The sequence below is a fragment of the Psychroserpens sp. NJDZ02 genome (genome assembly GCF_004843725.1).
Taxonomy (GTDB): Bacteria; Bacteroidota; Bacteroidia; order Flavobacteriales; family Flavobacteriaceae; genus Olleya.
Genome location: NZ_CP039451.1, coordinates 4,194,000 through 4,214,928, shown reverse-complemented (window position 1 = coordinate 4,214,928; position 20,929 = coordinate 4,194,000). Strand labels below are relative to the sequence as shown.

The window sequence follows — 20,929 nt, the reverse complement described above, 5'->3', positions numbered from 1 at the left end:
AAAGTACTGTTTGACAGAAAAGATAATTACTTAGACCTATAATTAAACTGTGTTTTAAAATAGCTGCCTTACTGTAAATTTAAGTCACTTTTATCTACAGAATTTTAAATTTTGTAGATGAGCTTTATTTTAACTAATTAAATAAGAGCTTTTAATATAAATCTAAATTAAATATTATTATCGGTTAATAATATGATAAATATCAGTTAATCAATTTTTGTTACTCATGTAATACCAAAAACGGAACTTCTGTTTGATAGCTTATTTCTTCTACTTTATTGTGAAATAATATTTGCTGAAAGTAATTTAAATTTTTAGCAATCATAACTATCATATCTATATTTTTAGAGGCGACAAAGTCTTCTATTCCTGCTTCTATCTTAGTGTTAGTTAGAAAACTAAAACTATGACTGTAATTGCTGAAGTAGTCTTCTAGAAAGTCTTTGTTTTTCTCTTGGTCTTTATTAAGTTTGACCTCCTTTTTATTGATGTGTACAATTTTTAAGGATGCCTTAAATTGTTCTAGATTGTCTAGAATAGGCTCTAGAGTAGTGACACCGTAAAATTGTAATAAGTCTGTCGGAAAAGCAATCTGTTTAAGTGTTTTAAATTTTGCGTTTTCAGGTATAACCAAAGTATTACATTTTACTTTTGTTATAATATCTGCGGTATTACTACCTATAATCAGTTTTTTTAAACCAGAAGCACCTTTAGTACCCATGACAATAAGGTCTATCTTTTTTTCTATGACTTGGTTTCTTACAGCGTCTATAAAAAAATCGGTGTCGTTTATAGTGTAAAAAGCATGCTTGGCATTATTCGAAAAATGTGTGGCTATTTTTTTTAGTAACTCATTTAATTTCTTTTTAGCGGGTTTTGTATAAAGATCCTCTGCTAGTATTGGCGCAGTGCTGTAATTATAATCTATTTCGCTAATTGTTACTTGTGTTAATGGGTTAACATGAAGTATATAGAAAGTACACGCTGTATTTGAAAAATAATTGAGCGCGTACTCAATAGCATTCCAAGAGTTTTCAGAAAAATCTGTAGGTAGTAGGATAGATTTCATTTAAAATTTGTCTTATTAAAACAAATCTATACTTAAGCGATAGTTTAAAAAATGATAAAAATCATATTAGCTTTATTTTAAGTTGCTTTTAGCAGACATCTTTAAGTCCTTCAATATCAATTATTTTAATATTTCGGCCTTCTATAACGATCAAACCTTGCTTTTTAAAACTAGAAATAGTCCTAATTAAAGTTTCGGTAGCAATACCGGCAACACTTGCTAAGTCGCTTCTAGATATTTTTATAGCCTCGTTAGGTTGACAATTTAATTTCTCAGCAAATTTTAAAATGGTAGTTGCTGTTTTTTTATAAACCGAGCTATATGCCATTTCTAATAGTTGGTTTTTTACTCCAGAAATATCGTCTGTAAGTAATTGTATTAGTTCTAACGTTAATTTATGGTTGGTGTTTAAAATAGTAGTTAATTCATTTTTGGATAAGCCCACTAACGACGCCTCACTTATAGTCGTTGCTGTTTCTTGGTAGGGGATATTTTGGGTAAAAGACGTGTAGCCAAACAAATCATCTTCTTTGTAAAGTGCTGTGGTTAGCTCTTTTCCTTTTTCGTCTAATTTATGGCATTTTACAATTCCTTTTGTTACTAAATAGATGTAGTTCGAGTTTTTCCCTTCAGTATACACCGTTTCATCTTTACCAAAATGGAAGACCTCTCCATTATCATCAAAAAAGTTTTTCAAATCATTTAAACTTCTTAGTTCATCAGTCGTATTCTCTTCTTTGTTTGGTGTATTACGTCTGTCTTTTAAAATAGCAGCTTTAGCTAATCGACTTTCTATAGCACTAATTATTTCGTCCTCACTAAAGGGTTTTGTAATATAATCGTCTGCGCCTAAATCCATTCCTTTTCTAACATCTTGTCGTTCTGTTTTTGCAGATAGAAAGATAAAAGGGATGTGCATGGTGTGTTCTTGCTTTGTCAAACCTTCCAATACGCCATAGCCATCTAATTCGGGCATCATTATGTCGCAAACAATTATATCCGGACGTGTTGCTATGGCTGTTTGTAACCCTAGCTTTCCGTTAGATGCGGTTGTTACGGTATAGTCGGATAACTCTAAAAGTTCTTTAGTGTTTTCTCTTAAAACAACGTCGTCTTCAATTAAAAGTATGGTTTTCATTAGTTTGGTGTATTTGGTATAGTAATGGTAAAAGTAGATCCTATATTTTCTTTGCTTTCAAATTGTATTGCGCCTCCTAGATTTTCTAAATGTGTTTTTACAATATTTAAACCAATACCAGTACCTTGATTTAGTAAAGCATTTTCGGCTCTAAAATAACGATTAAATATATTTTTTTGGTCATTTTCTGGTATACCAATTCCGTTATCAATAATCTTAAAAATTGTATTGTTTTGGTTCTGATTAACTTGTAGTTCGATCGTGGTGTTTTCTGGCGAATATTTTATAGCATTATGTACGAGGTTAGACAAGGCTAATTCTATAGTTTTTTCATCTTGAGTTAATGATATATCATCAATATTTTCAGGATATTTTATTTTCTGACCTTCTTTTAAAAGCATATTAGCATTGTAAACGACTTCGTTAACCACTTTACTTAATCTAAACTCGGTAAACTTGTAATTAACCTTTCCAGATTCTAATTTTTCCACAGATAGAAAGTCATTTAAAATATTATTTAAGTATTGTACTTTACTATTAATGGTGTTTATATGCTTGTCTCTTTTGTCTTGTTGCTCAGCTAATTGGTACTTGCTTAGTAGCATGGACGAGGTTAAAATTCCTGTTAAAGGCGTTTTAAATTCGTGAGACACTAGAGATAAAAACTTAGTTTTTAAATCGTTTAATTCTTTTTCAGTTTCTAAAGCTTCTCTAAGTTGTTTGGTACGCTCCTCAACTGTTTTTTCTAATTTATCAGTATAGTTTTTACGCTCGGTAATATCAATAACCAAAGCCATAACGTATTTTTTATCAGCGACGTTAAAAGGATTTAAACCAACTTCTACAGGAAAGGTGTTACCATCTTTTTTAACAGCAAAAAGAGCACGTCCTTTACCCATAGTTCGTTTTTCACTGTTTTTGTAATACGAATTAAACTGTTTACCGTGTCCTTTATGATAATTAGAAGGGATAAGGGTTTCTAATGGTTTGTTATTTAGTTCATCTTTATTATAACCAAACATCTCTTCTGTAGAGGCGTTTACTGCGATAATGGTTTGGTTTTCATCGACTATAAGAATACCTTCTGATATGGCTTCAGATAAAATTTCAAAAATCTCTTGGTTGTTATTAAACATAAAGGGAGTGTGTAGTATAAAATAAAGTTTCAAAATACGAAAAAAAAGACATTATTGCTGTGTTTACTGATTAATATCATGTGTTAAGTCTTGAAATCCGATTACTTTGGATATTAAATTAAAGGGATGAAAAATAATATGAATAGTACTGGGGTGTTCTATCAAAACCTTGGTAAATTGTTTTACGCAGTTGCTGCTATTGATGGTACTGTAGAACACATAGAAATTGAAACGTTAAAACAAATAGTAACAGTAGAGTGGCGTACTGAGAAAGAAGCTTTAGTGATTATGGATATGTTCGATTGGTTGCATAAAGATCAAGAATACGATGCCAATACCTGTTTTAAGAGTTTTTTGAATTATATGGCATCTCATAAAGCGCTTTTCACAGCTTCACGAAAAGCATTAATTCTTAAAACGGCTAGGACGATAGCGCACAGTTTTTCTAAACATAACAAGTCAGAGCTCATACTACTAGCACAATTAAATTTGGCACTAAAATAAGCGCTTGGAAGTCTTAGGAATCTTAGAATTATTCCATCCTATAATAAAGAATAATTACTGCCGTAACTGATTAATATCATTTTGTAAGAACTGAAATCAATATACTTTTATATACATAAATTATAAATTAGTTTTATTATGAAAAAAGCAGCCATTTTACTTATCGCCATCGTTTTATTTCCAATTATAGGTCATTCTCAAAATAGTGAAGGTTTAGAGTTTATATCACCTTTTCATGACGGGGTTGCCGCTGTCAAGAAAGGAAAGCAATGGGCGTTTATAAATGCAGACGGTACTATTGTTGTCGATTTTAGAGCTGATTTAGTACCAACGACATCGGGAGATAGTGCTTACCCTATTTTTAATAGTGATAGATGTTTAATTAAGCAGGTCATTGATGGCATTCCATATTATGGCTATATTGATAAAACAGGTGTAGTTAGTGTCAAGCCTCAGTTTTTAAATGCTACTAATTTTAATACTAATTCGGCTATAGCCTTAAAATTAATTAAAGTCGATTTGGGAGAAAATGGATTGGTTGGCAAGGAAATGTATCTTTATAAATATTTTGAAACGACCATAGATGTTTCAGGCGAAATTAAAACGGTCTTAACGGAAGAAGAAACAATCGGTCTAATACCTAAAAACTTTAGAACCCCATTAGCGATTACTTCTAAATTTATTTCAGAGCATTTAATAGCCACTAAGTCTAAAGATACTAACCTTTGGTATTTAAAAAAAATAGACTAATGCGTATGAAATATTTGATAGGCCTTAGTTGTTTTGTACTTTTTTACTCATGTTCCAATACGCAAGAAAAAATTAGACCTACAATACAAGATTTAACCCAGTCTGTATATACTTCTGTGACCATACAGCCGGATAGTTTATATCAAGCGTATGCTATTGTTGCTGGGATTTTAGATCAAAATTTAATAGAAGAAGGTGATTTGGTTACAAAAGGGCAAGCGATTTCTCAAATTATAAATAATACGCCTGTTTTAAATGCACAAAATGCAAAGTTGTCTTTGGATTTAGCGAAAAATAATTATAACGGAAGTGCAGCAATTTTATCAGGAATTGCAGATGAAATTGAAGCAGCTAATTTGAAGTATAAAAATGATTCGATTAATTTTTATAGACAGCATAACTTATGGGAACAAAACATTGGTTCTAAAGCCGATTTTGATAACAAACAACTAAATTATCAGTTAGCTAAAAATAATTTGACGTTACTTAAAAATAAGTATGACCAAACTAAAAATCAGTTAAATACCAATGTTAAGCAAGCACAAAACACCTATCAAACGTCTTTAATTAGTACTAAGGATTTTACAGTAAAAAGTGCTGTAAATGGGAAAGTCTATGCGCTTTACAAAGCTTCTGGCGAATTAGTAAATACTATGGATCCTGTCGCTTCTATCGGTAGTGCCTCTACTTTTATTATTGAAATGTTAGTGGATGAGGTGGATATTGTCAAAATTGTAAAAAAGCAACAGGTTTTAATTACTTTGGATGCGTATAGCGGTAAAGTACTAGAAGGGAAAGTCTCTAAAATTTATCCGAAGAAAGATGAGCGGAATCAAACGTTTAAAGTCGAAGCTGTTTTTGTAAATCCCCCAGACATATTATACCCCGGATTGTCGGGCGAAGCAAATATTATAATTTCTAAAAAGCAAAATGTTTTGACCATTCCTAAAAGTTATATTATTGGTGATAACCAAGTCCAAACGGATAATGGGATCGTAACCATTACTACGGGATTAGGAGATATGGAGTTTATTGAAGTATTAGACGGGATTACCAAAGACACATACATCTATAAACCTGAATAATGGTAAACTGGCCCGTTATATTAGATATTGCAAAAAAGCAATTATTAACTAAGTTTAAGTCTACTGCTATTGCTGCATTAGGTGTCACTTTTGGTATTGGTGCATATATTACTTTGGTTAGTTTTATGACAGGTTTAAATAATATGTTAGACGATTTAATTTTAAATCAAACCCCACATATTCATGTGTATAATGAGATCGAACCTTCAAAACAGCAACCTGTAGCTCTTTATGAAGCTTTTAAAAACAGCTTAAACGTCGTACATTCCATTAAGCCAAAGTTAAGCCAGAAAAAAATCCATAATGCGTTACCTATTATAAACTTTTTAAATAAAAGTGAGGCTGTAAAAGGCGCGATTCCGCAAATAAAAACACAAATATTTTATATCGCTGGGTCTATTGAAATAGCTGGTAATTTAACAGGAATACAACCTATTGCGGAAGCTAAATTATTCAATTTTAGAGATTATATTATTGAAGGGTCGCCAGAGAAGCTTAAAAACACTGAAAACGGAATCTTATTAGGATCTGGTATTGCTAAAAAAATGGCGTTATCGGTTGGAGACCGCATTCAGATAAGCACTATAGGGGGTGATGTGTTTCCTTTAAAAATTGTTGGTCTTTATCAAAGTGGTATTTCGGATGTTGATGCGATTCAAAGTTTTGTCAATTTAAAAACAGTACAACGTATTTTAGGAGAAGCACAAAACTACATCACGGATATTAATATTAAATTGTATGATATCGAAAAGGCATTGCCATTATCTAAAAAAATAGCACAACAATTTAATGTAACCGCCATAGATATTAAAACAGCCAATGCACAATTTGAAACTGGTACAGATGTCAGGAATCTTATTACTTATGCGGTTTCTATCGCGTTGTTAATTGTTGCAGGTTTTGGCGTGTACAACATTTTAAGCATGCTTATTTACGAGAAAATGAATGACATTGCCATTTTAAAAGCAGTCGGTTTTTCAGGTAACGATGTGCAGTATATTTTTATGAGTCAAGCCTTAATTATTGGAGTCGTAGGTGGGCTTTTAGGCTTGTTAATTGGTTTGATTTGTACAAATATAATTAGCACCATTCCGTTTAAAACAGATGCATTAGCTAAAATAGAGACGTATCCCATCGATTTTAGTATTTGGTATTATGTTATAGGATTTTCGTTTGCAATTATCTCAACTTTTTTTGCAGGCTATTTGCCTGCTCTTAAAGCTAAAAAAATAGACCCAGTAAGAATAATAAGAGGACAATAATGGAGACCGTTTTAGAAGCAAAAAATATAAATAAATACTTTAAAAAACCAGTACCTTTTCACGTGCTGAAGGATATTAGTTTTAAAATTAATAAAGGTGAATTTGTCTCCATAATGGGGAAATCTGGGTGCGGAAAATCTACCTTATTGTACATTTTGTCTACTATGGACACAGAGTACGAAGGGGAATTGTATTTGAATACTGATTTAATAAGCGGGGATAGCAGACAGAAGTTAACCGTTATTAGAAATAAACATATTGGTTTTGTGTTTCAGTTTCATTATTTGCTTTCTGAATTTACCGTGTTGGAAAATGTCATGCTGCCTGCTAAAAAGTTAGGCGAAAAAAGTATCAAAGCGATTGAAAAAGACGCGCTTGAAAAATTAAGAATATTAAATATTGAACATTTAGCACACAAACGCGCGTCTCAAGTGTCGGGAGGCGAAAAACAGCGTGTCGCTATTGCTAGAGCATTGATAAATAATCCGTCAATTATTATGGGAGACGAGCCCACAGGGAATCTAGATAGCCATAATGCAGACAATGTGTTTAATATCTTTAAAAAGCTTAGTGTGGAAGAAAATTTATCGTTGCTAATCGTAACTCATGACGAAGATTTTGCAAAACGGACTGATCGGATTATTACTATGGAAGATGGTAAAATAATTAGTGAATAATTAACGCCTTAAACTGATATTAATCAGTTTAAGCTATCGATTTTATTAGTAAATTTAGTGTTACTAATAAAACCAGGTATGAAAACAAAGCAAGACTTACTTACAGAGATTACACAATTAACAACCAATATAGAAACCAATTACCCGGAACTATATACTTTTTTGTTAGAAGAACCCGTAACCATCCCTTCTGAAGAGCATCCACATATTGATGTTGCAGCTTTGCAAGATTATTTGGAGACTTTAAAACAAGAATTAAAACACCACATAGAAAATCATAAATCAAAATAAATGGCAGTTGTAGAGTATTATAAAACGTTGGGCATTTCCAAAACAGCGTCAGAAAAAGATATAAAAAAAGCCTACAGAAAATTGGCGCGTAAATACCATCCAGATTTAAATCCGAATGATAAAGACGCTGAAAAGAAATTTAAAGAAATTAATGAGGCGAATGAGGTATTGAGTAATCCTGAAAATCGTAAAAAATACGATCAGTATGGAGAGCACTGGCAAAACGGCGAAGCCTACGAGCAATCAAAACGTCAACAACAGCAGCAGCAAAGGGCGTATCAAGGTCAATCTGGGCAAGCTGGTGGTTATAGTCAACATGATTTTGAAGACATCTTTGGTAATATGTTTGGCGGTCAGGCATCTGGAGGACAACGTACTTCAAGATTTAGAGGTCAAGATTTTAATGCAGAGCTTCAGTTGGATCTAAAAGAGGTGTACGAAGATCATAAACGTACGCTGACTGTAAATAATAAAAATATCAGAATCACCATTCCTGCAGGAGTAGAAAATGGACAAACCATTAAGATTAAAGGCTATGGTGGCAAAGGCACAAATAATGGTCCTAATGGTGATTTATTAATTCAGTTTTCAATTACTAATAACACCAAATTCAAAAGAGATAAAGACAACCTGTATGCGACTGTAGATTTAGATTTATACACAGCACTATTAGGAGGCGATTTAATGGTGGATACTTTTACCGGAAAAGTGAAATTAACAATCAAACCAGAAACTCAAAACGGAACGAAAGTTAAGTTGAAAGGCAAAGGGTTTCCGAAGTATAAAAAAGAAGGACAATTTGGAGATTTGTATATCACTTACCAGATAAAAACGCCGACAAAACTGACGGATAAAGAGAAAGAATTATTTACAGAACTTCAAAAACTAAGATAATTATGGAAGTAACAGATTTAATTTCTATAACCACTTTTTGCACGCATTACAATGTGCCTACAACATTTATTAACCAACTACAAGATTATGAGCTAATAGAAGTTGTCGTTTCTGAGCAAGAGGAATATATCAAACTAACGCAAATTAATGAAGTTGAAAAAATGATGCGTTTGCACTATGATTTAAACATCAATTTAGAAGGCTTAGATGCTGTGTATAATTTATTAAAACGCGTCGAAAACTTACAAAGCGAAATAACATCACTTCATAATAAATTAAGACTTTATGAAGATTTATAGGTCATACCAGTTTTAAATAATGGATACAATTCAACAATTATTGCAAGACTATCCGTTTGTAAAAAGTATTTTTAAATACGGTATTATAGTAGGCTTTGTGTTGCTATGTATTCAATTTATTAGAAAATTTTTAAAACGAAACATTGCCAATGCTTCCGTACGTTATAAGTCACAAAAAGGGGTAGAGTTGTTTGGTTATTTTATACTTGGTGTTATTACTATTTTGTATTTTACAGGAAGTATTAAAGACTTTACAATAACTTTAGGTTTGCTGTCTGCGGGATTAGCCTTTACATTGCAGGAGTTAATTTTAAGTATCGCAGGTTCTGTGTATATTTTTATTGTAAAAGTGTATGAGCCTGGAGATCGTATAGAGATTAACGGGATTAAAGGAGACGTTATTGATGTGGATAGTATTTACACCACGATGATGGAAATTGGGCAATGGGTAGAGAGTGATAATTATACAGGTCGAATCGTAAAACTAAGTAATGCCTTTGTGTTTAAAGGACCGGTGTATAACTATTCTAAAGATTTTCCTTTTATTTGGGACGAGTTTAATTTACCAATCCGTTATGGTTCTGATATCGAATTAGCTAAAAGCATCATTATTGACGCGGCAACAACCACACTTGCCGAATATACCAAAGCTTCAAAAGAAAAATGGACGGAGGTCGTGTCTAAATATTATGTGGAGGATGCTATGGTAGAACCGACCCTAGCAACTACGTTAACAGATAATTGGATTCAATTTAATTTGCGATATATCGTCGATTATAAACAAAGGAGAGTGACCAAGCATCTTTTAAACGATAGGATTAGAAAAGATATTGAAGCGACCAATGGGAAAGTGATTTTAGCTTCTGCAACAGTGGAGCTTATTAAAATACCTGAAATAGAAATTAAAAAATAAACTTTTAAAAGTTATAAAATCAGCATGCGTAGCCATTCCATTTTCAAAATAGTACTGTTATGTTTGGCTATTGTCGTTATTGATGCTTTAGCCTTTTATTGGTTGCAATCTATAACACAACTTATTTCATCACGTGTTTTAAAAACAGTCATAAATGTGGTGTTTTGGTTATTTACTATTGGGTTAATTACCGCTATTTTAATATTAAAAGTAAGGTTAGATCATGTTGCTATAAAGAAGAAGCAGCGTTTGATTTCCTCGTTATACGGGCTTACAGTCTCGTCTTTTATTCCTAAAATAATTTTTGTCATTGTTATTTCTATACTGTATTATTCAAATTATATTATTTCTGAAAAACAATCATTACTCATTATTCCTTTGCTAGGATTATTTGCAGGCTTTTTTCCTTTTTTTGTTATTGCTTATGCTATTTTTAAATCGGCGTATCATTTTAAAGTGCATCATGTTACCGTAAGCTCTAAACAATTACCCGAAGCGTTTAACGGGACTAAAATTATACAGATCTCTGATTTACATATTGGTAGTTTTAATTACCGGTATCATCTTTTAGACAAGGCAGTCAAAAAAATAAATCAGGAAAAACCAGATTTTATATGCTTTACAGGCGATTTGGTGAATAATTATGCCTGGGAATTAGAGGGTTGGGAAAACACCTTAGGACAATTAAAAGCAACACACGGTAAATATGCTATTTTAGGAAACCATGATTATGGCGATTATAGTGTGTGGCGCACCGAACAGGAAAAAGCAGTTAATTTTGACACTATAAAACAGTTTTTTAAGATTATCAATTTTAAGCTTTTATTAAATGAAGCGGATGTAATTGAACGTGATACCTCCAAAATGGCCATTATTGGAATAGAAAACTGGGGAAAACCACCATTTAAGCAATATGGCGATTTACAAAAAGCGCTAACGGATGTGGACGCTGTTCCTTTTAAACTATTGCTCTCTCATGATCCTACCCATTGGACGGAAGAAGTAATTCTTAAAACAGATATTGCCTTGACGTTAGCTGGGCATACGCATGGGATGCAAGCCGGAATTAAAATTAGAAAAAAAGAATGGAGCCCTATTAAATATAAATACAAACATTGGGCAGGATTATACCAAATTAACGCACAATACCTTTATGTTAATCGTGGGCTAGGTTGGTTAGGTTTTCCTGGTCGAATTGGAATGCGACCAGAAATAACATGTATCACCTTAAAAGCAACAACTGATTAATATCATAGTTTTTAACTTAGATATTAAATATTATTACTGTTGTAAAACAAGAGATAAAACATAATAAGTACATTGTATAACCTTAAATCAAGCAGCCATGTTTAAAAATTTAGAAACCAAAGAAATCGATTATATTTTAGAAAATAATTATATAGGTCAGATCGGTTATATCTATAACAACAGACCGTTTGTTGTACCTATTACTTATTTTTTTGATAAAGAAAATAACGCTATTGTTTGTTATTCTGGAGATGGACATAAAATGAATGCCATGCGTAAAAATCCAAGTGTCTCTTTATTGGTGTCGGATGTAGATTCTGTTACCGATTGGAAATCCGTTTTAGTACATGGTACTTTTGAGCAACATTTTGGTAGTGATGCTAAAGCGTATTTGCATAAATTCTCGTTGGGTATAAAAGCTATTATATTAGAGAAGGAGCATAGCAAAGCTAATTTTATCAGCGACTTTTCTAGTAAGATTTATAAAGATAATGTGCCCGCTGTATTTATTATTAAAATTGAAGAATTAACAGGTAAAAAGCGTTTAGATTTTAGAGCATAATTATCAAAAGCAAAAGTTTAAACATAAAAAAAGAGCTAATATGTATTAGCTCTTTTTTTTTGTGTCATTATTTTTTTTAGTAATACGTTATGTTTTACCCTAAAGCCGGAATGACTAAAAGCGGAATAGTAGGATAGGAGACTACGTTTTTAATGATGGGCTCATTCATTAAGTTTTCAATAAAACTATGTTGGTAATTTATTAAAACTAGAAGATTAATATCTTGTTCTTTTATAAAATTAGTAATCTCTTGCGTTTTTTTGTCATCATTTGGCATCCAATGGAAACTATTAGGGTAGTCTACTAAATTGGATTGTAGTGTTGCTAAATTAAAGTTTTGTGCGTCTGTAAGTGTTTTTTCTTTACAGATATGGACCACTTTTATTTTAGAATTATATAATTTAGAGACGTCTTTTAAAGGCTGTAATTCGTCACCAAAAAAGCGATTGTAATCTGTTGCAAAAGCAATCTGTTTAGGTTCTACAAAATCATAGTTATCCGGAACGACCAGTATTGGGCAAAGCTTTATTTTTTTAATAAGGTTAATGGTGTTGCTTCCAAAAAGGATGTCTTTAGATTTAGACGCCCCTTTGGTTCCCATAAACACCATATCTATCTCGTGTTTTTTGACCGCAACTTCTACAGCATCTTGAAGTTTTTCAGTACTAAAAATAATTTCGAAGTTATGCTTAGACAATTCATCAATAGCATCGGCTTGATCTTTTAGTTCAAATAATTGCTTTTCAGCATCCGCTTTTAAAGTATCTATATAATTGGAAGTAATATAGGTTCTTGTGCTAGATTTAACAGACCAAGCATGCAGTAAATAAAAAGTGCATGATTGATTTTTATATAATTTTAGAGTGTATAATAAGGCGCTCCAGGCGTTGTCTGAAAAGTCTGTAGGGATAAGAATGGATTGTTTCATAAAGTAAGGTTTTATTTAAAAGTAGATGGTATGACTAAAAAAGGAATGGTTAAATGGAAGCCTATTTGATTAATATTAGATTTAAAAAATAAGTTTTCAAAAAACGAATGCTTATTGTTAATCATTACCAATAAGTTTATAGGTGTTTTTAATTGGAATATAGTAATGGCTTCAGGCACATTTTGATTGTGGATATCATGAAACAAATGCGCTGTTTTGGTAAACAAGTGCTCTAATGTGTCTCGATTTTTCTTTTGCACCTCTGTTAATTCCTCTTGATATCTTACATTCAAAATATTGATTCTAGACTGATACGACGTCGCAATATCTATGATGGGTTGCAGTTGTTTGTCCTGAAAATCTATTTGATAATCCGATGGAAATAATAGCTCGCGAGGGGTTTCAAATTCAAAACCACTAGGCACAGCGATAATGGGGCATTTGGCATGCTTTAATACATGGATTGTGTTAGAGCCAAATAAAACTTCTTGTAGTCCAGTCGCTCCTTTGGTCCCCATAACAATCAGATCCATAACATTGGCCTTGTAAAGGGATTTGATTTCGTCCGTTAGCGTATTAAAGGAAGATATCTGAGAAAAGGTATGGTTTGGATTGCTAAACTCTTGTTCAATTATTTTGGATAAAGACTCTAGTTTCTCTTTAGATACCTTAGCCGTCATTTCGATCATTTCCATCTCAAAAGCACTATCATTAATATCTTGATATTGATAAATAAGCGGCGTATAGGTATTTAGTAAGGTAAACACGCAGGTCTCATTTTTATACAATTGAAGTGCATATTTTATAGCATTCCAGGAATTATCGGAAAAGTCGGTTGGTAGAAGTATTTTTTTCACAGTAATGGTGTTTGTTATTATGCATAAATTTACAAGTAACACGAGATACAAACTATGACATATATCAGTCTAGTAGTTTTAGTGTCTTTAAATACCTCTTTAAAAAAGGGATTAGTAAATAAGGGTAATTCGCTAATTTCAATAAAAAAAAGACGCTACCTTTCGGCCATTCATTATAAAATGATTTTAAATTGATGGTGAATTAAAATTACAAGCGCAGAAATGGTATGAGTTATATAGGATGTTCGGATTTATGCAGATAACCTAAAGGCCTCAGTCTTTTACAATGGTAATAGGTAACCAGACTAACAGTAGCAACGTGGTTATGGTTCATTACTCTTCTTTATAGGCATCACCTTTATATTACTAATCGTATACGTCACCTAAAACCTTATACCAGAACAACAGGAAAATCACAAACAGAGATAAAATATATTGGACTATAAAACAATCAGGTCATAAAAAAAGCAAAATTTATGTAGTTATTTTTTTTGTAAGTATCCAGATATTCGGTTAATTGGTGGAAGTCTATTTTTAACCTTATAACGATACTTAAATTATGTCCATAACCTTATTTGATTTAACAGGAAAAATTGCTTTAATAACAGGCGGAACATCAGGTTTAGGTATGGCTATGGCTAAAGGTTTAGGGCACGCAGGTGCTACTTTGGTTATAAATGGCGTGTCGTCTAAAGCTAAATTAGATCAAGCGGTGGCTATATATCGATCGGAAGGGCTAAAAGCATTTGGATATTTATTTGATGTTACTAACGAAGCGGAAGTTATTCAGAATATTAACACTATTGAAACTGAAGTTGGAGCTATTGATATTCTGGTTAATAACGCAGGAATTATAAAAAGAACACCACTTCAAGAGATGAAAGTAGACGATTTTGAACACGTGTTAAAAGTAGATTTAGTCAGTCCGTTTATCATGTCAAAACACGTCGTAAAAGGCATGATTGCAAGGCGTGAAGGTAAGATTATCAATATTTGTTCTATGATGAGCGAGCTGGGACGGGATAGTGTTGGTGCTTATGCAGCAGCAAAAGGCGGTTTAAAAATGCTGACAAAAAATATGGCGACCGAATGGTCTAAACATAATATCCAAGTTAATGGTATTGGTCCAGGATATTTTGCGACACCACAAACCGCTCCAATTAGAGAAGATGGGCATCCATTTAACAATTTTATAATCGATAGGACACCTGCAGGGCGTTGGGGTAATCCTGACGATTTACAAGGTGTAGTTATATTTTTAGCCTCTAAAGCCAGTCGTTTTATTAGCGGTCAAATTGTATATGTCGATGGCGGGATTTTGGCCACTATAGGCAAACCTTCCAACGAGGACTAATGGTCATTGTGGGAGTGCTACAAATTCATTTCTAAATTTAAAAAGACAATATTAAGGGCTAACAATAAGCAAAGACGTTATAAATAATAAAGCAATTCTGGGAATAATACCAATTTGGGCGTTACCCACGTTTGCTTTTGGAAGCAAACGTGCGTCAGGCTGTCCATTATATCTTTTTTACTAGTTGGTTAGGCGTTGCTCATACTTCACAACACCACCAACTCACGTAAAAAAGGATGCCATTTCCATCCTTAACGCGGGGCCAACACTGGTCTTAACAGTTAGGTTTGGTTAAAAAGCAACTATTGGGACAGATAATCTTAAAAAAATAGGCATTTTTTAAAACAAGAAAAGCCACCAAAACCATAAATAATATAACACAATCTATAAGCCTTACGGGAAACCGTAAGGTTTTCTTTTTTTAACACGGTATGTTTGACACTTAAAGTCGGAATAAGCCGAAAATAGACTTAAAACAGGAGTACGTTATTAAAAAATCAAATATTTATTTATGAAAAAAATGACTTTCTTATTACTCGTAATGACGTTGTTTCTATCCAGTTGTGCCACCCATTATGGTTTGCCAAAAAACTACAACCAAAACACAACCGAAGTTGTACTAACTAAAAAGAATTTTAAAGTGGTAAAAATCGTTAAAGGCGAAGCACAAGCCACATATATTTTTGGAATTGGAGGATTGGCTAAAAACGGATTAATTGCAGAGGCTAAAGCAAAAATGTTAAAATCAGCAGGTATGGAAGGTGTTGCTAGAACAGTAGTAAACGAGATTGTGGAAGTTAAAACCTCTGGCTTTTTATTTGTAAATAAATATAAAGTGATCGTCTCAGGACAAATTATTGAGTTTACAGAATAGTGTATTGCTATTAATCAATTGTATTTATATAAAACAAAAGCCTTGCGTAACCGGAGCAAGGCTTCCTTTGTTTTAAGTTAGTTTTTGTAATATAGTGTTTTGTTTAAATGACTGATTTATATGTTTTTATGTTTGGGTAGAGGTTTGTATTTATTATTTGCTATAAAAATATCGTTTTTTGAGGATTTCCGTAATGGTGGTTTTTAAAAAGGTCTTATATTTAAGCTCTCCCTCTTAAAAAAAATAACCAATACCAAATACTAACACTTACTAGTCCAGTAAACAGTATATAAAGTACTAAAAATAAGCCTTTTTAAATGTCCGAAGAACAAAAACAACAACAACTAAAACAAACCCTCTGGAACATCGCCAACGACCTACGTGGTAATATGGACGCAGACGATTTTAGAGATTATATACTAGGCTTCATATTTTACAAATATTTAAGTCGTAAAATGAAAAACTACGCCAACGTCATCCTAAAACCAGATGGTTTAAGTTACGACACCGTAGAAAGTCATGAAGAAGCAGAAGCACTGCTAGAAGCCATCCGTTTTGAAGCCCTAGACAAACTAGGCTATTTTCTAAAACCAAGCGAACTATTCAGCGAGCTAGCAAAACGCGGAAACTCTGGCAATAAAAATAACTTTATTCTTGGCGATTTGGCAAACGTGCTCACCAGTATAGAGCAAAGTACCATGGGTAGCGAAAGCGAAGACGATTTTGGTAACCTATTCGAAGACTTAGACCTAACAAGCAGTAAACTAGGGAAGACCGAAGACGCCAAAAACGAACTGATAGTAAAAGTACTAACACACCTAGAAACCATAGACTTCGATGTAGAAAACACCGAAAGCGACATCCTTGGTGACGCCTACGAGTATCTAATAGGGCAATTCGCCTCTGGCGCAGGAAAAAAAGCAGGCGAATTTTACACACCACAACAAGTTTCCAAAATACTAGCCAAACTAGTCACCACAGATAAAACCAAACTAAAATCGGTTTACGATCCTACCTGTGGCTCAGGATCCTTACTATTACGCGTAGCAAAAGAAGTAGAAGACGTAGGCGAATTTTTTGGGCAAGAAAGTAACCCAACCACCTACAATCTGTGTCGCATGAACATGATCATGCACAACGTACACTATAAGCAGTTCGATATTTATAACGAAGACACACTAGTAAACCCAAGCCCAAACCATATCGATAAACGGTTTGAGGCCATAGTAGCAAACCCACCATTCTCGGCAAACTGGAGCGCAAGCCCATTGTTTATGAGTGACGATAGGTTTTCGGCATACGGTAAACTAGCACCAAAATCTAAAGCCGATTTTGCCTTCGTACAACACATGGTGCATCAATTAGACCATAACGGTACCATGGCATGCGTACTACCACACGGTGTATTATTTCGTGGCGCGGCCGAAGGACACATACGCAAGTTTCTAATAGAAGATAAAAACTACCTAGACGCCGTAATAGGCCTACCAGCAAACATATTTTATGGTACCAGCATACCAACCTGTATTTTAGTGCTTAAAAAAAATCGCTCAACAGATGTCACACTGAGCGCAGTCGAAGTGCTACCTAAACGTCACGAAAGCATCCTCTTCATAGACGCCAGCCAACATTTCGAGAAAGTTAAAACCCAAAATGTACTGCTAGACGAGCATCTAGACACTATAATAGAAACCTACCGAGACTACTGTCATACTGAGCGCAGACGAAGTGCAACCAAAGACAAATACAGTTACGTAGCCACAATAGCTGAGGTACGCGACAACGACTACAACCTAAACATACCACGTTATGTAGATACCTTTGAAGAAGAAGCACCTATAGATTTAACAAACGTAGCCAAAGACCTAAAAACCTTAGAAACAGACATAGCAAAAACCGATGCTACCATTGCCGACTTTTGCAAACAGTTAAACATAGAAACACCGTTCTAATCGTCGCAACCGTCACTGCGAGGCACGAAGCAGTCTCTATAAACAGATTGCTTCGTTCCTCGCAATGACAAATGCAAAGAATCTCATGATAAAAACTAAAAACATAATCAATAACAATTTGGGCGTGACCCAAGGGTCGGGCTTGGAGTTTATCTTGAGCGAAGTCGAAAGGTTGCAATCTTTTTGTTCGTGCCTCTCAAAAAGGATTTCCACTGCTATCCCTCACGCAAAAAAAACAAACCGATAATGGCGATAGAAAACAATAAACCAACAGTCATTGCTTCACAACCGTCGTCAGAACCGTCATTGCGAGGAGGCACGACGAAGCAATCTCATAATGCAAAGGAAAGCAACAAGCAGATTGCTTCGTCCCTCGCAATGACAGATAGAAAAGTACCCAAACTACGTTTTAAAGAGTTTGAAGGTGAATGGGATTCTGATAATATGAATAATATTACTTCTTATGTTGATTACAGAGGAAGAGGTCCAGAAAAATCAGATCAAGGAATTTTTTTAGTTACTGCCAAGAATATTAAGAAAGGCTATATTGATTATGAAAATTCAAAAGAATATGTTCCTATAAAAAATTACTCTATAGTTATGAGTAAAGGTTTACCAAAGGTTGGAGATATTTTATTTACGACAGAAGCACCTCTTGGGAACATTGCTCAAGTTGATAATCCTAATATTGCCTTAGCGCAAAGAGTTATAAAACTAAGAGGTAAAGAATGTATAGATAATACATATTTACTACATTATATGTTAGCTCCTATTTATCAAAAATTAATAAATAGAAAAGCAATTGGAACAACAGTACAAGGGATTTCTGGTAAAGAATTGCGAAGAACAAAAGTTAGTTTTCCCAACCTCCCAGAACAACAAAAAATAGCCAATTTCCTAACCGCAGTAGACACCAAAATACAGCAACTAAACACCAAAAAAGAACATTTAGAGCAGTACAAAAAAGGCGTTATGCAACAACTGTTTACCCAACAACTACGTTTTAAACCAGACACGTCGCAACCGTCATTGCGAGGAGGCACGACGAAGCAATCTGCCACTAATGAAAACCAAACACAATTTCCAGATTGGGAAGAGAAGAAGTTGGGAGAGGTTTGTGAAAAAATACAAGATGGAAATTATGGAGCATCATATCCTAAGGCTGATGAATTTGTAGAAATTGGTATTCCTTTTTTAACATCAAAAGCATTAGGTACAGGAGGTTCTATTATTTCTGATAAAATTGATTTTATACCATTAGAAAAGCATAAAGAGTTAAAAAAAGCACATTTAAAATTAAATGATGTTCTTTTCACAAATCGAGGAGCAAATGTTGGCGCAATTGCTTTTGTAGATGAATCTATTGCTCACGGAAATATTGGGCCACAACTGACTTTATTAAGAGTTAATCAAGATGTTATTGAAAGTGAGTTTTTACTTCATTCAATGAATTCTTTTGGTGTAAGGAAACAGATTGCTTCACAGGATAGTGGAAGTGCAATGAACTTTTTTGGTATTGGTGCAACATCTAAATTCAAACTAAAAATTCCACATCCAAAAGAACAACAAAAAATAGCCAATTATTTAAGTGCTATAGATTTAAAAATAGAAGCGGTAAACACACAAATTAGTAACACGCAAGCGTTTAAAAAAGGGTTGTTGCAGCAGATGTTTGTTTAAAAACGTCACTGCGTCGCGTACGTCATTGCGAGGAGGCACGACGCGGCAATCTCATGAAGTGTAGCACTAACAATAAACAGATTGCTTCGTGCCTCGCAATGACGGAAACAATAAGGATTCGCAATGACGTAACGAGAAACAGATTGCTTCGTCCTACGTCCTCGCAATGACTTAACGAGAAACAGATTGCTTCACTGCGTTCGCAATGACGGAAACAAGAAGCGTTCGCAATGACGTAACAAGAAATAAAAGAGAGTTTATTTAACAGAATAGTATGAGTAAAACATTTAATATTTATTGCGACGAGAGTTGCCATTTAGAGAACGACCATAAAAAATATATGGTTTTAGGTTCTGTTAGCTCGGCATACAATCAAGTAAAAAGGCATACAGAACGTATTAATAATTTAAAAGATAAACATAAGTTTAATGCAGAAATTAAATGGTCTAAAGTGTCTAATTCTAAACTTCAGTTTTATAAGGAATTGGTAGATTATTTTTTTGATACAGATTTACGTTTTAGAGCAGTAGTTGTAGATAAAGCAAAAATAGATAACGATACACATGGTCAAGATTATGATACATTTTACTACAAAATGTATTACTCACTTTTAAACCATAAAAAAAATAGTGAGTATAGTTACAATGTATATTTAGACATTAAAGACGATTTAAGTACATATAAAGTAGAAAAGCTAAAAGAGATTTTAAATATAGAATATGGTGTATTTAGAAATGTACAAAACATACGTTCTCACGAGAGTATTTTAATGCAATTGGCAGATTTTATAATGGGAGCAATTTCTTATAATTTAAATAATGAAAAGAAATCAGTTACTGCCAAAACACAAATTATAGAGCGTATAAAAATGCATGCAGACCAGCATTTGCAAGCATCATCTAATTGGGCAGAATCTAAGTTAAACTTATTTTTTATAGAATTAAAATAGACTATGCCATTAAACCAAATCAAAACATACAATAGTCTGTTAGATATTTCAGGCTTAGCAGAACGAGAAAGAAAAATTTCCTTAAAAGCTATTTTTGATAGAGATATTACTAATAATGCTAGTTTTAAATTCAGAAGTAAACCAATACAACCAACACCAAAAGAAGGTGAGTTAAAACTAGAAACATTATTTACGCATTTAACAACAGTTGTAGTTGATTATAAAACTAAAAAAAGAGAGTACGATTTATATCGTTCACAAAGATTACATTGGTTAAAGTACCATGTTGACGAAAAACGAAAACAAGGAATGTTAGTCTTTAGCGCTAAAGATAAAGGAGGAATTAGGACTTATATATATGATCAAGCGGAACATTATGTAATAGTACTAGAACCATTAAGGAAAATAAACGAATATTATTTGCTTACAGCTTATCATTTAAGAGGTAAAGACAATAAAAAAATAGAAAATAAATATAAAAGAAGACGTTTAGCAGAACTGTATTAA

22 protein-coding genes are annotated in these 20,929 nt (G+C 33.2%); 17 read left to right on the top strand and 5 right to left on the bottom strand.

Features of this window, described 5'->3' with window-relative positions:
* Nucleotides 1-220: 220 nt before the first annotated feature.
* The 3 genes from E9099_RS18605 to E9099_RS18595 all read right to left on the bottom strand — a co-directional run bounded on the left by E9099_RS18605 (nucleotide 221) and on the right by E9099_RS18595 (nucleotide 3,343).
* Nucleotides 221-1,069: a universal stress protein gene (locus E9099_RS18605; RefSeq protein ID WP_136585003.1), complete on the bottom strand. Its 849-nt coding sequence runs from the start codon at nucleotides 1,067-1,069 to the stop codon at nucleotides 221-223.
* Nucleotides 1,070-1,157: 88 nt separating this feature from the next.
* Complete coding sequence (locus E9099_RS18600) at nucleotides 1,158-2,207, bottom strand: response regulator (RefSeq protein WP_136585002.1); 1,050 nt, start codon at nucleotides 2,205-2,207, stop codon at nucleotides 1,158-1,160.
* Complete coding sequence (locus E9099_RS18595) at nucleotides 2,207-3,343, bottom strand: PAS domain-containing sensor histidine kinase (protein WP_136585001.1); 1,137 nt, start codon at nucleotides 3,341-3,343, stop codon at nucleotides 2,207-2,209. Before E9099_RS18595 ends, E9099_RS18600 begins: the two co-directional genes overlap by 1 nt.
* Nucleotides 3,344-3,469: 126 nt before the next feature.
* Between E9099_RS18595 and E9099_RS18590 the strand changes: the two genes are divergently transcribed.
* The 11 genes from E9099_RS18590 to E9099_RS18540 all read left to right on the top strand — a co-directional run bounded on the left by E9099_RS18590 (nucleotide 3,470) and on the right by E9099_RS18540 (nucleotide 11,828).
* A complete protein-coding gene (locus E9099_RS18590) occupies nucleotides 3,470-3,847 on the top strand; it encodes a hypothetical protein (protein WP_136585000.1) in 378 nt (125 codons plus the stop codon).
* A 138-nt stretch (nucleotides 3,848-3,985) separates the two neighbouring features.
* Nucleotides 3,986-4,597, top strand: a complete 612-nt coding sequence (locus E9099_RS18585) for a WG repeat-containing protein (protein ID WP_136584999.1) — start codon at nucleotides 3,986-3,988, stop codon at nucleotides 4,595-4,597.
* Nucleotides 4,598-4,602: 5 nt separating this feature from the next.
* Nucleotides 4,603-5,682 carry an efflux RND transporter periplasmic adaptor subunit gene (locus tag E9099_RS18580; RefSeq protein ID WP_136584998.1) on the top strand — a complete coding sequence of 360 codons (1,080 nt, stop codon included), beginning with the start codon at nucleotides 4,603-4,605 and terminating at the stop codon, nucleotides 5,680-5,682.
* Entirely contained in the window at nucleotides 5,682-6,944 is a 1,263-nt protein-coding gene (locus tag E9099_RS18575) for an ABC transporter permease (RefSeq protein ID WP_136584997.1), read from the top strand. Before E9099_RS18580 ends, E9099_RS18575 begins: the two co-directional genes overlap by 1 nt.
* The gene (locus E9099_RS18570; protein WP_136584996.1) at nucleotides 6,944-7,621 is read left to right on the top strand and encodes an ABC transporter ATP-binding protein; all 678 of its coding nucleotides are present in this window, start codon (nucleotides 6,944-6,946) and stop codon (nucleotides 7,619-7,621) included. The genes E9099_RS18575 and E9099_RS18570 overlap by 1 nt, the downstream gene beginning before the upstream one ends.
* 78 nt (nucleotides 7,622-7,699) lie before the next feature.
* Nucleotides 7,700-7,912 carry a hypothetical protein gene (locus tag E9099_RS18565; RefSeq protein WP_136584995.1) on the top strand — a complete coding sequence of 71 codons (213 nt, stop codon included), beginning with the start codon at nucleotides 7,700-7,702 and terminating at the stop codon, nucleotides 7,910-7,912.
* Nucleotides 7,913-8,806: a DnaJ C-terminal domain-containing protein gene (locus E9099_RS18560; protein WP_136584994.1), complete on the top strand. Its 894-nt coding sequence runs from the start codon at nucleotides 7,913-7,915 to the stop codon at nucleotides 8,804-8,806.
* Between the two features lie 2 nt (nucleotides 8,807-8,808).
* Nucleotides 8,809-9,105 (top strand): chaperone modulator CbpM, encoded by a 297-nt coding sequence (locus E9099_RS18555; protein ID WP_136584993.1) that lies wholly within the window; start codon nucleotides 8,809-8,811, stop codon nucleotides 9,103-9,105.
* Nucleotides 9,106-9,124: 19 nt separating this feature from the next.
* A complete protein-coding gene (locus E9099_RS18550) occupies nucleotides 9,125-10,018 on the top strand; it encodes a mechanosensitive ion channel family protein (RefSeq protein WP_136584992.1) in 894 nt (297 codons plus the stop codon).
* 24 nt (nucleotides 10,019-10,042) lie between these two features.
* Nucleotides 10,043-11,266: a metallophosphoesterase gene (locus E9099_RS18545; protein ID WP_136584991.1), complete on the top strand. Its 1,224-nt coding sequence runs from the start codon at nucleotides 10,043-10,045 to the stop codon at nucleotides 11,264-11,266.
* A gap of 97 nt (nucleotides 11,267-11,363) precedes the next feature.
* Nucleotides 11,364-11,828: a pyridoxamine 5'-phosphate oxidase family protein gene (locus E9099_RS18540; RefSeq protein WP_136584990.1), complete on the top strand. Its 465-nt coding sequence runs from the start codon at nucleotides 11,364-11,366 to the stop codon at nucleotides 11,826-11,828.
* 94 nt (nucleotides 11,829-11,922) lie between these two features.
* Here E9099_RS18540 and E9099_RS18535 read toward each other — a convergent pair whose 3' ends face one another.
* Nucleotides 11,923-12,756: a universal stress protein gene (locus tag E9099_RS18535; RefSeq protein WP_136584989.1), complete on the bottom strand. Its 834-nt coding sequence runs from the start codon at nucleotides 12,754-12,756 to the stop codon at nucleotides 11,923-11,925.
* 11 nt (nucleotides 12,757-12,767) lie between these two features.
* Nucleotides 12,768-13,613 carry a universal stress protein gene (locus E9099_RS18530; RefSeq protein WP_136584988.1) on the bottom strand — a complete coding sequence of 282 codons (846 nt, stop codon included), beginning with the start codon at nucleotides 13,611-13,613 and terminating at the stop codon, nucleotides 12,768-12,770.
* A 559-nt stretch (nucleotides 13,614-14,172) separates the two neighbouring features.
* Here E9099_RS18530 and E9099_RS18525 point away from each other — a divergent pair.
* From E9099_RS18525 to E9099_RS18500, 6 genes are all read left to right on the top strand, one after another.
* Nucleotides 14,173-14,967 carry a gluconate 5-dehydrogenase gene (locus E9099_RS18525; RefSeq protein WP_136584987.1) on the top strand — a complete coding sequence of 265 codons (795 nt, stop codon included), beginning with the start codon at nucleotides 14,173-14,175 and terminating at the stop codon, nucleotides 14,965-14,967.
* A 511-nt stretch (nucleotides 14,968-15,478) separates the two neighbouring features.
* Nucleotides 15,479-15,841 carry a DUF6567 family protein gene (locus E9099_RS18520; protein ID WP_136584986.1) on the top strand — a complete coding sequence of 121 codons (363 nt, stop codon included), beginning with the start codon at nucleotides 15,479-15,481 and terminating at the stop codon, nucleotides 15,839-15,841.
* A 317-nt stretch (nucleotides 15,842-16,158) separates the two neighbouring features.
* Nucleotides 16,159-17,793 carry a type I restriction-modification system subunit M gene (locus E9099_RS18515; RefSeq protein WP_136584985.1) on the top strand — a complete coding sequence of 545 codons (1,635 nt, stop codon included), beginning with the start codon at nucleotides 16,159-16,161 and terminating at the stop codon, nucleotides 17,791-17,793.
* Nucleotides 17,794-18,039: 246 nt separating this feature from the next.
* Nucleotides 18,040-19,473 (top strand): restriction endonuclease subunit S, encoded by a 1,434-nt coding sequence (locus E9099_RS18510; RefSeq protein WP_136584984.1) that lies wholly within the window; start codon nucleotides 18,040-18,042, stop codon nucleotides 19,471-19,473.
* Between the two features lie 274 nt (nucleotides 19,474-19,747).
* Nucleotides 19,748-20,422 carry a DUF3800 domain-containing protein gene (locus tag E9099_RS18505; protein WP_055448527.1) on the top strand — a complete coding sequence of 225 codons (675 nt, stop codon included), beginning with the start codon at nucleotides 19,748-19,750 and terminating at the stop codon, nucleotides 20,420-20,422.
* Nucleotides 20,423-20,425: 3 nt separating this feature from the next.
* Entirely contained in the window at nucleotides 20,426-20,929 is a 504-nt protein-coding gene (locus tag E9099_RS18500; protein ID WP_055448528.1) for a hypothetical protein, read from the top strand.